Consider the following 10,636-nt stretch of genomic DNA (forward strand, 5'->3'; position numbering starts at 1 on the left):
GACGCGGCCGGAAAGGTCGTCTGCCCGGGATTCGTCGACCCGCACAGCCACAGCGACTTCTCGCTGCTCGCGAACCCGACCGCCGAGAGCACGATTCGGCAGGGCGTGACCACCGAGGTCGTCGGCAACTGCGGCTGGAGCTACGCGCCCGTCACCGACCACTCGCGTGAGTACATGAGCGGCCGCCTCCACACGTTCGGCTTCGACGGACCCGTGATCCCGTGGACGACGTTCGGCGAGCACCTGGATTTCCTCTCCGACGTCGGGCACACGCCGAACCTCGCGTGGTTCGTCGGTCACAACTCGATCAGGCTCGCCGCTGGTGTCTCTGGCTCACAACCGACCGAGGTGCAGGCCGCGATGATGGATCGCTTCATGCACGAGGCGATGGAGGCGGGCGCGCTCGGGATGTCGACCGGGCTCGAGTTCAACCCCGGACGCGAGGCGACGACCGCGGAGCTCGTACGGCTCAACGCGATCGCGGGCGAATACGACGGGATCTACACGAGCCACGTCCGGAACCGCGATTCGGGGATCCTGCAGGCGATCGCGGAGTTCCTCGAGGTTGCGCGCGCCGGCGGCGCCCGCGCCGAGATCTCGCACCTCAACGTGCGGCACAACACCGGGGCGCCCGATCGTGGTTGGGAACGGGCCGTAGAAATGATGGCAGCTGCGCGCGAGGAGGGAATGGACGTTCTTGCCGATACAACCCCGTTCCTCGACGGCCTCGGGCAGCTCTCCGGCATCCTGCCCCCCTGGGTCGCAGCCGACGGCAGCGCCGCCGCGGTCGCACGCCTGCGCGATCCCGACACGCGCAAGCAGTTGCGGACGGAGTGCGACCGGTACTGGCGGTTCATCCACAAGGGCGAGTGGGACCGTGTCCGCCTGCAGGCGAGCGAGCAGCACCCCGACTGGGATGGCCTCTCGTTCGCCGAGATCGCGGATCTGCGCAAGGTCGACCCGTGGGACTGCTTCTTCGACGTGCTCGCCGACGCCGGCGAGAGTTACGAGAGCATCCTCGTCGTCGGGCGACTCTTCACGGACGAGCACATGGCCGAGATGATCTCGCACCCACTCTTCTGCCTCGGAGTCGATACGTTCACGGTCACGACCGAGGGGCCGCTCGCTGACGTCCTCCGGCATCCGCTCGGGTACTCCGGCCACGTCCATTACCTCACCCACCATGTGCGGGAGAACGGGACGCTCCGCCTCGAGGAGGCGATCCGCAAGATGACGAGCATGCCGGCAGCGCACTTCGGCCTCTGGGACCGGGGACTTCTGCGGGCGGGGTATGCGGCGGACGTGGTCGTGTTCGACTACGACGGTCTCGACGAGGTCTCGACGGTCGACGATCCGCACCATTATGCGCGGGGCGTCGAGCACGTGCTCGTCAACGGCGCCCTCGTCGTTGATGACGGTGAACACACCGGCGCGCGACCGGGTCGGCACCTGTTGCGGTCTTGAGATGGGTTGCGAGCACACCTGGATGCGGCCCTGCACGCAGCGGAGCGAACACGCTCCATGGTGCATGACCGTCCCAGCCGCACTCCCAACCCACACCAAGCCCGCTCGAGCATGATCGATCTCCGCTCCGATCTCCTGTCGGTTCCGACCGACGAGATGTGGGAGGCGATGCGAGCGGCGGAGCTCGGGTGGGCGACCTTCGGCGAGGACCGCTCGGTCAACGCTCTTTGCGAGCGGGTCGCGGCGCTGCTCGGCAAGGAGGCCGGGCTCTGGGTTCCCACGTGCGGAATGGGCAACCTTGTCGCCATGCTCACCTTCTGCGTCCCCGGTGATCGCGTCGTCGTCGAAGCGGCTTCGCACGTGATGACGTCGGAGGCGATGGGAATGGAGGAGATCGCTCGCCTCGAGCCGCGCTCGCTCTGGGCTGCCGACGGTCGGATGGATCCCGTCGCCGTTTCCGCCCTCGTCAAGGAGGAGGGCGCCGCACTCCTCATCCTCGAGAACACGCACACGCGCGCCGGCGGCACGACGCTCACCGTTCCGCTGACGCAGGCCCTTGCCGCCGCCGCGAAGAAGCATCGAGCTCGCGTGCATCTCGACGGCGCCCGCCTCATCAACGCGTCCGTCGCTCTGGGCGCACCGCTCGCCGATCTCGCGGCTCCGGCCAACTCGATCGTCTTCTCGCTCAACAAGGCGCTGTCTGCCCCGATGGGAGCGGTGCTGGCAGGGAGCGAGCAGGTCGTCGAGCGGGCACGGCTGATGTTGAAGCGGCTCGGTGGCGCGAGCGTCCATCGCGCGGGAATCCCTGCGGCCGCCGGCCTCGTAGCGCTGGACACGATGGTCGACCGGATCGCCGACGACCACCGCCGGGCCCGTGATCTCGGCCGGCTGCTTGCCGCCGTTCCCGGCGTAACGACTCCCGAGGTGATCGAGACGAACATCGTGCTTGCCGACGTCACCGCGACGGGAATCGAGCCTGCTCGGCTCGTCGATCTCCTCGCGGCGGCAGGGCTGCGGGTGCTCGAGCGGGACACGAGCAGAATTCGCCTCGTCACGCACCGCCTGATCGGCGATGAGGAGCTCGAGCGGGCAGCCGCGATCGTCGCCGACACCGTCGAGCGCAACTTCGTGCCGCCGCTCGTGGTTCCCGAGCTGGAGGGGTATGACGCCGAGCGCGACCGGTGGGACTGGGAAGACGAGGACGACTCAGTCGATACCGAGCAGGTCGAGTGACGGCCTGTGGATGATCTCCTCGATCACGTCGGGATCGATCGTCGGCATTCCGACACCGAAGGCGTCACCTGCGACCGACCGTAGACCGTCGATCGTCTGGCTCGCGGTGAAGAACGGGAAATCGGTTCCGAACAGCAGCTTGTGCGTGACGCGATACTCGACGGCCGCCACGAGCGCCTGATACAGGAGCCAGCGACGCCCGACGAGAGCCGACACATCGGCGTAGACGTGGGGGTGGCGACGAATGACCGCGATCGTCTCGTCGAACCACGGGTGGCCCATGTGGGCAATCACGATCCTGAGCTCCGGGTAGCGCAGCGCGATTTCGTCGAGGAGGATCGGACGCGCCTGGAGGAGCGAGCCCGCCCGTGCGAACGTCGTGCCCTGGTGGATCAACATCGGCAGCCCCAGGCGCTCGAGAGCCTCGCAGACCCGCAGGAAGCGTGGATCGAGCGGGTCGATGTTCTGGTAGATCGGCCCGAGCTTGCAGCCGACGAGGCCGAGATCGCCCGTCATTCGCTCGAGCTCGTCAATCGCCGTCGGTGAGGATGGGTCGACCGAGCCGAAGCCGATGAGGCGGGCGGGATCCGTCGCGACGTACGAGGCGACGTAGTCGTTCGGGACGACGAAACCGGCTGCCTGTGCGTCGAATGCGAGCACGACGGCTCGGTTCACTCCCGCGAGCGCGTGCTCGCGGTGCTCTTCGACCGTGCCGCCGAGCGTGACCTCGGCCCAGGCCTCGCGCGCCTGAGCCGCAAATCTCTCGTCGATGTGCGCCGGGTACTCCCCGACATGTGTATGGATATCGACAATCACGGGAACGGGAGGAGTGCTCGAGTGAGGATCACGGAGATCGAAACGCTACCGGTGAGCGTCGGCCCGGGCTACGAGTACGCGGTGATCATCGTGCTCGTGCGAACGGACGAGGGGCTGACCGGGATCGGTGAGGCGAGCCTCGCCGGCCGGGGCCGGGGCGTGCTCGGGATCCTCGACCACTTCCGCGACCTGCTCGTCGGGCAGGACCCCGGGAAGATCGAGCACTGGTGGGGCGAGATGACGCGCGGTACGTTCTGGTCGAACGGGCAGGTGATCATGAGTGCCGTCGCGGGCATCGATCTGGCGCTCTGGGATCTGAAGGGGAAACGGCTCGGCGTCCCGGTGTACGAGCTGCTCGGCGGGCCGACGCGCGACCGCGTGCGCGTCTACAGGCATCTTGCCGGCGACTCGACCGAGGCGCTCGTCGAGGACGCGCTTCGCTGGCGCTCACTCGGGTTCACCGCGCTCCGGTACGGCCCGCTTGCGGCGTTCGACGAGGAGGGTTTGGCACGCTGGGATCCGCAGCGGTCGATCGTCGAGACGATCGCCGCCACGGAGGCGCTGCGGGGAGCGCTCGGGGAGGGGGTCGACCTGCTCCTCGACGCCCACACGATGTTCAGCCCTGCGGAGGCGGCGTACCTCGGGCGAGGGCTCGAGCCGTTTCGCCTCTACTTCTACGAGGATCCGATTCGCCCGCTCAATCCGTCGTCGTTGCAGCTCGTCCGTGACAAGGTGAATTTGCCGCTCGCGACCGGCGAGCAGCTCTCTCATAAGTGGGAGTTTCAGCCGCTGATCGAGAACGAGCTCGTCGACTACCTCCGCATCGACATGGTGCATGCGGGAGGGATCACCGAGGCGAAGAAGATCCTCGCGGCCGGGGAGATGCACGGGCAGCGTTCGGCCCTTCACCACGCGAGTTCGCCGGTGAACGGCGTCGCGTGCCTGCACGTCGACATGGCGGTGCCGAACTTCGGGATCCAGGAGTGGATGGAGCTCGAGCCGCTCTACGAGCTCTTCCCGAACGCGCCCCGCGCCACGGACGGCTACGTCGTGCCGCCGGCCGGCCCGGGATTCGGGCTCGAGCTGGACGAGGACGAAGCGCGGCGGAGGCCGTCGCGCGACGCTGCTCTTCCCTCGCGCTCCTGGCCCGACGGAGGCGTCGCCGACTACTGAGCCGACGGCCGTCAGCTGCGTGCCGGTGTCTCGCGCCCGGGCCGCAGGCCCTCGAGCGCCGCTGCGGCCTCCTCGATCGTCTTCTCCAGGCAGCCAGGGGCAAAGGGCGACTGCTGCTCCTGGTAGAGCCCGGCGCCGTACGTCTCGCGCGGCGGCAGGTAGCCGACGCCGCCGTTCGTCGTCATCAGGACGAGGAGCGGGGTGTCGGGGAAGCGCCGGCGCAGCTCGACCTGGAAGATGGCGTAGGGCTCGTTCGGCACGGCGACGAGCAGAGCCTCGCCGAGACGCCAGACCCACATCGGCATCCGGTGCACGGGGTCGTCACCGAGAGCGAGGCGGAGCAGCTCCCGGCGGAGTGCCTTTTCGCGTTCCTGCGGCGAGTCAGGTGACGCGTTCGATGCACCCTCGACAACGCCGAGATCGGTCTTCCGTTCGAGTTCGACGTGAGTCAGCGTGCCCTCGAGCCTCGCAGCGCGTTCGAGTTGCTCCGCCGTGCACGGCTTGTACTCCCACGTGCCGAGGTTCGCGCCCGAGGCGACGATGCCCGTGTAGACGAACCGGGTTCCCGGAGGCGGTAGCGCCTCGATCGCAGCGGCAGCGGCATGACCGAGTTGGCGACCGTTCCCGTCGGCCACGGCAACGTCGCCGACGTAGTTGTCGCGTGGCCCGAGGTCGCCTGACGCGCCCTGGAGGAAGAGGGCCGGCGCGCCGAACGCCTGCTCCAGAACCTCGCGGGCCGCGCCCACGAAGTCGGGCGACAGCAGGCGATTCTCCCAGGCGAGGGTGGTCGGGTGGCACGCGTAGTTGAAGAGTGCTGCGAGCGTCGAGCCGGCGTCGTCGGTCACGCGTGCGACGAGAACGGCGTCGTCGGTCACGCCGCCGGGGTTGTAGCCGCACGCGTAGCGCTCCTCGGAGGCGTCCCACAGGTCGCGGTTCGCGGCGAGGCTGCACCGCCCCGTGCCGTACGTGACGGTGGCTCGAACGAGCCGCGAGCGCGCCTCGACGACGGCATCACCGACCTCGACCGCAAGATGGTCGAGGTACGGGGCGATCATCTCTGTCCCGGGCTTGCCCTCGAGGTGAGAGTTGGTGTTGGCTCCCGCGTGGGTGTGCGACATCTGGATCAGGAGCTCGTTCTCACCAAGGCCGGTCCTCTGGAGCACCGAGGCTCGGAGTGCCTGCTCGTCCTCCACATACTGGAACCAGCCGATATCGAGGGCCACGAGCGCGAGCGTTGGCGCCTCGCCCTCGAGCGGAGCGACGACGGCTGCGGTCGCCGTGAACGGGCGATGGATGCCCTCCGCGACCTCGTGGGTTGCCGCCCCCCAAGAGCGAGCGTAGATGCCCGCGGGTGGTGTCACGTCGCGCCGCGCGACGCCGAAGCGGCAGTGTGTGGTGCCAAAGGTCTCGTCTCTCATGGGGTGCATTCTGACATTCGACTCGCGGGCCGGGCTATGGCTCGAGTGCGACGAGAGCCGCCGTCGCGATCGAGGCGGCGTCGATGCCGTACTCGGCGTAGACCTCTGGCTGGCTGCCGGTCTGACCGAAGCGGTCCACACCGAGTGCGACCGAGCGGACGCCGAGCGCGCTGCCGACGAACGAGAGCGCATGGCTTGCTCCGTCGATGACGGTGACGACGGGGAGGTCGCGTCCGCCAGGGGTAACGAGCTTCTCGAGGTGCGATATGCCGGGGGCTCGCCCGCTGAGGGGTGCTGCCCGGCGTGTCTGCCAGTCGCGGTAGAGGCGGTCAGGGGAGGAGAGGCAGAGCACGGCCGCCTCCACGCCCTCTTCCTCGGAAAGGAGGGTTGCCGCCGCGAGAGCTTCGGGAACGATGGCGCCGCACGCCGCGAGGATGACGCGATCGTCGCTCACTCCCGGCTCGCGGAGGCGGAATCCGCCCGCGACGACATCGGCCCGCAGCCGCTCTTCTCCGAGCCGAGCTGCGGCCGCCGTGAACGGCTGCTGATCGACAGGAGTCGTCGAGAGGCGCAGGTAGAGGGCCTCGCCGTCGGGAGTCTGCATACGCGCGAGCCCATCGAGCAAGAGCCACTCGAGCTCACGCGCGTAGCACGGCTCGGCATAGGTCAGGCCGGGTGTCTCGATCCCGATCCCGGGCGTGTTGAGGGACTGGTGTGCGCCGCCCTCGCGCGAGAGCGAGATCCCCGAAGGTGTGCCAGCGAGAACGAACCGCGATCCTGAGTAGGTCGAGTACACGATCCCTTCCAGAGCCCGCATCACGAACGGGTCGTAGAGGGTGCCGATCGGGAACAGCCGCTCGCGCTGGAAATCCCAGCTGAGACCGAGTTGACCGAGGAGCAGAACGAGGTTCATCTCCGCGATCCCCATCTCGATGTGCTGGCCGCCGGGACCGACACGCCACTTCAACGGCGAGTCGGCCATCTCGTCGTAGACGGGCTCCTCGTCGGGACCCCAGACGCCGGTCTTGTTGATGAAGCCGCCCAGGTTCGTCGAGGAGGAGACATCCGGTGCAACCGTGACGAGCCGCTCGCTCACCTCGTCGACGCGGGATAGGTCGAGCAGGATCCGGCCGAACGCAGCCTGTGTCGAGGTTTCCCCAGGGTCGCGAATAGAGATCGTCCGAGGCACCTCGATCCGGGGTGCAGGAGGAATGACACCCCGGTCGAGGCGTTTGCCGGCCTGGGCAAGGAGCTCTGCCTCGGGCGACCCTGCAGTGAAGCCGTCCCACTCCGTCTCGGGAGTGAGGCCGGCCCGATCGCGCTGCCGGTCGATCTGCGCGGCGTCGAGGAGAGCGGAATGGTTCTGGGGACGCCCTGCGATCTCGAGGTTGTACCCCTTGATCGTGTAGGCGAAGATCACCGTCGGCCGGTCGGGCGTCTCCCTCGCACGCCGGAGCGCGTCGAGCACGTCGCCGAGGTCGTGGCCACCGAGGTCGCGCACGAGTGGCGCCACACGGCCCGCGTAGAGGTCGAGCAGGCGCCCCAGCACCGCGCGCTCCTCGCCCTCGACGCCGTCGGCCACCGTCGCGCAGACGACCTCCTCCGAAGCGCCGAAGAGCGACTGATACTGCTCGTTGGGCATCTCGTCGATGCGCCGTCGCAACACCTCACCACCCTCACGCGCATACGCCTCACGAAGGCGCCTGCCGTACTTCAGCTCGATCACTTCCCAGCCGTTCGCGCGGAACTGCGCCTCGAGCTCAGCGGCACGGATCCCGGGAATCACCCGGTCGAGCGACTGTCGGTTCAGATCCACGATCCACAGCACGTTTCCGAGGCGCCGCGTCAACGGATCTGCGAGCGCCTCCCAGATGTTTCCCTCATCGAGCTCCGCGTCGCCTAGCAGTGAGATGAAGCGCCCGCCCGTCGAGACGCCGAGTCGTGACTGCGTGAATCGATCCGCGAGTGCGCCGAACAGCGGCGCTGCCGATCCGAGACCCACGGATCCGGTCGAGTAGTCGACGGGGTAGGGATCCTTCGTCCGGGACGGGTACGCCTGGAGGCCGCCGAAGTCGCGCAAGCGGGTCAGGTACGAACGATCCAACCGCCCGAGCAGATACTCGATCGCCTGCAGCACCGGTGACGCATGCGGCTTCACCGAGACCCTGTCCTCGGCGCGAAGATCCGCCAGGTAGAGCGCTGTCATCAACGTCACCATCGACGCGGACGACGCCTGATGGCCACCCACCTTCAATCCGTCACCCCGCGGCCGTTCTCGATTCGCGAAATCGACGATCCGCACGGCCAACCACAGCACCCGACGCTCGATCGCGGACAGCGTTGCGAGGGTCGCGTGGTCTGGCCTCGACGTCGTCACCGTCGCAGTCACTCCGGGATTCTCGTCAACACCGTTCGGTCGACACCGACACCGAGCCCCGGACGGCCCGACAACGTCACGTTGCCGCCTTCGGCACGTGGTTCGTCGGGGAAGGCAACCCAGAAGATCTGATCCTCGTCCGCCTCGGCGGGCGTGGCCGGTGGAGGCATGTACTCGAGGAGTGGGGTCGCGAGGCTCGTGATGGCGAGCTGAGCGTTGTGAGCAAAGCCGAGATGGGGAACCACGTCGAGGCCGAACGTTTCGCCGAGCGCCCACACGCGTCGCGCCTCGGTGATCCCTCCGAGGCGGTTGACGTCGGGCTGGAGGACATCGACGGCGCCGGCCTCCACGAGAGCACGGAAGCCGTACCGCGTCGCTTCGTGCTCGCCCGCGGCGATCGGTGTCGACACGGCGGCTCTGATGCGCGCCAGACCGGGAATGTCGTCGGGGATGACAGGCTCCTCGAGCCAGCGCAACCGGATCCCCTCGTCTTCGATCGCGCGGATGCACCGGATTGCGTAGCCCACGTCCCAGCTCATGTACGCGTCGGCCATGACGTCGACGCCCGGGCCGACCGCGTCGACCACCGTTCGCACGAGCTCGACGTTCCTCCGGATTCCCTCTCTCCCCTCGCGTGGCCCGTTCGGGAGCCGCTGCTTGACGGCGCCGAAACCCTGCGCGGCCCACCCGGCAGCCTCGTTCGCGAGGGCGTCGAGATCCTCGGTCGCGTAGAGCCAGCTCGCGTACGCGGTCAGCGAGGAGTGCATCTTGCCGCCGAGGAGCTCGTAGACGGGAACGCCGAGCTGCTTGCCGAAGAGATCCCACAGCGCGATGTCGATGGCGCTGACCGCGTGGAGCGCCACCCCGCGACGGCCGACGTTGAGTGTGGCGCGGTACAGGGATTCCCAGATGTGACCGACCTCGGACGGCGAGCGGCCGATGACGAGTGGCTCGAGCTGGCGCAGGATCTCGATCGTGGCGGGGTTGCCGAATCCGGCAGTCCCGACGCCGATGACGCCGTCTGCGTCCTCGAGCTCTACGACGACGAGCCACGTGCGGGCGGGAGGGAGGCCGGCAGAGGAGGCCCCGCGCGCGTCGACGACTCCCTCGAGGACGGTCAACGGGGTACCGACGGGACGGCCGATTCCCTTCGAGGCGGGTGAGAGGCTCGGTGCCACGGTCGAGAGATGAAGGCGCGCGACGGGTGCGGTCATCGACGGGCGGATCCTGCCGTGCCGTGGCGTCGGATCGAGGTGGCCAGCATTCCGCCCGATCCTATGATCTCTTGGTCAGACAAGTCAAATTGAGGCGAACGTCTATCTCCGGACAGCTCGTACCGTGAAATCGACCGACTACTTGACTTCTTGGTCTGACAAAGAGACACTTACGCGCATGCCTGAGACTCGGAATACCCACCTGAACCTCCTCGACCTGCGCGAGGCTGCGCGCCACGTAATGGTCGACTTCAACCAGATGCAGACGTTCACCGCGGATCCACTGATCATGGTGGAGGGGGACGGCATCACGCTCACTGACCACGAAGGCCGTCGATACATCGACGGGCTCTCGGGGGTCTTCGCCGTCAGCCTCGGGCACGGCAACGACGAGATCATCGCGGCGATCACCGCGCAGCACCGGCGCCTCTCGTTCTCGTCGCCGATCATGACGACCACCGACCGCGCCCTGGAGCTCGCGTCCGAGCTGATCCGGCTCACCGGTGGCAGGTACGACGTCGTCAAGCAGCTCTCGAGCGGTTCGGAGGCAACGGAGGCGGCGCTCAAGATGGCACGGCAGTTCCACCGCCAGAGCGGCAGCCCCGAACGGTACAAGACGATCTCGTTCTATCGTTCCTACCACGGCGCCACGATGGGTGCCCTCACGGCGACCGGGTGGCCACAACTGCGAAACCCGTACGAGCCGTTCCTCTCCGGCGGGATCCATGCCCATGCGCCGATTCCGGGCTCCTGCCGTGCCTGCACAGGATCCTGCACGCTCGGCTGCCTCGCCCAGATGCGCGACGTGATCGAGCAGGAGGGGGTACGTACGGTCTCGTCGATCATCGTCGAGCCGGTTCTGCTGACCGCCGGCGTCCACGCTCTCTCCACCGAATACCTCCAGGGCCTGAGGGCTCTCTGCGATGAGACGGGCGTCCTCC

At 68.0% G+C, this 10,636-nt stretch carries 8 protein-coding genes; 4 read left to right on the forward strand and 4 right to left on the reverse strand.

Features of this window, described 5'->3' with window-relative positions:
• Together ABIR74_RS12490 and ABIR74_RS12495 are read left to right on the forward strand one after the other, a co-directional pair.
• A partial coding sequence (locus tag ABIR74_RS12490; RefSeq protein ID WP_348178609.1) for an amidohydrolase family protein occupies window positions 1-1,464 on the forward strand: 1,464 nt, incomplete at its 5' end.
• Between the two features lie 111 nt (window positions 1,465-1,575).
• On the forward strand, window positions 1,576-2,697 hold the full coding sequence (locus ABIR74_RS12495) for a GntG family PLP-dependent aldolase (RefSeq protein ID WP_348178611.1): 1,122 nt from the start codon (window positions 1,576-1,578) through the stop codon (window positions 2,695-2,697).
• Here ABIR74_RS12495 and ABIR74_RS12500 read toward each other — a convergent pair.
• Window positions 2,671-3,513, reverse strand: a complete 843-nt coding sequence (locus ABIR74_RS12500) for an amidohydrolase family protein (protein WP_348178613.1) — start codon at window positions 3,511-3,513, stop codon at window positions 2,671-2,673. The genes ABIR74_RS12495 and ABIR74_RS12500 overlap by 27 nt on opposite strands.
• 21 nt (window positions 3,514-3,534) lie before the next feature.
• Between ABIR74_RS12500 and ABIR74_RS12505 the strand changes: the two genes are divergently transcribed.
• The gene (locus ABIR74_RS12505; protein ID WP_348178615.1) at window positions 3,535-4,686 is read left to right on the forward strand and encodes a mandelate racemase/muconate lactonizing enzyme family protein; all 1,152 of its coding nucleotides are present in this window, start codon (window positions 3,535-3,537) and stop codon (window positions 4,684-4,686) included.
• An 11-nt stretch (window positions 4,687-4,697) separates the two neighbouring features.
• Here ABIR74_RS12505 and ABIR74_RS12510 read toward each other — a convergent pair whose 3' ends face one another.
• From ABIR74_RS12510 to ABIR74_RS12520, 3 genes are read right to left on the reverse strand one after another with little or no spacing between them, the layout of a single operon-like run.
• Window positions 4,698-6,104 (reverse strand): neutral/alkaline non-lysosomal ceramidase N-terminal domain-containing protein, encoded by a 1,407-nt coding sequence (locus tag ABIR74_RS12510; protein ID WP_348178617.1) that lies wholly within the window; start codon window positions 6,102-6,104, stop codon window positions 4,698-4,700.
• Between the two features lie 34 nt (window positions 6,105-6,138).
• Window positions 6,139-8,493 carry a pyruvate dehydrogenase gene (locus tag ABIR74_RS12515; protein WP_348178619.1) on the reverse strand — a complete coding sequence of 785 codons (2,355 nt, stop codon included), beginning with the start codon at window positions 8,491-8,493 and terminating at the stop codon, window positions 6,139-6,141.
• Window positions 8,490-9,695, reverse strand: a complete 1,206-nt coding sequence (locus ABIR74_RS12520) for an enolase C-terminal domain-like protein (protein WP_348178622.1) — start codon at window positions 9,693-9,695, stop codon at window positions 8,490-8,492. The genes ABIR74_RS12515 and ABIR74_RS12520 overlap by 4 nt, the downstream gene beginning before the upstream one ends.
• Window positions 9,696-9,873: 178 nt before the next feature.
• Between ABIR74_RS12520 and ABIR74_RS12525 the strand changes: the two genes are divergently transcribed.
• On the forward strand, window positions 9,874-10,636 hold a 763-nt coding region (locus ABIR74_RS12525; RefSeq protein ID WP_348178624.1), incomplete at its 3' end, for an aminotransferase class III-fold pyridoxal phosphate-dependent enzyme.

It is taken from the genome of Gaiella sp., from assembly GCF_039915195.1.
Classification (GTDB): domain Bacteria; phylum Actinomycetota; class Thermoleophilia; order Gaiellales; family Gaiellaceae; genus Gaiella.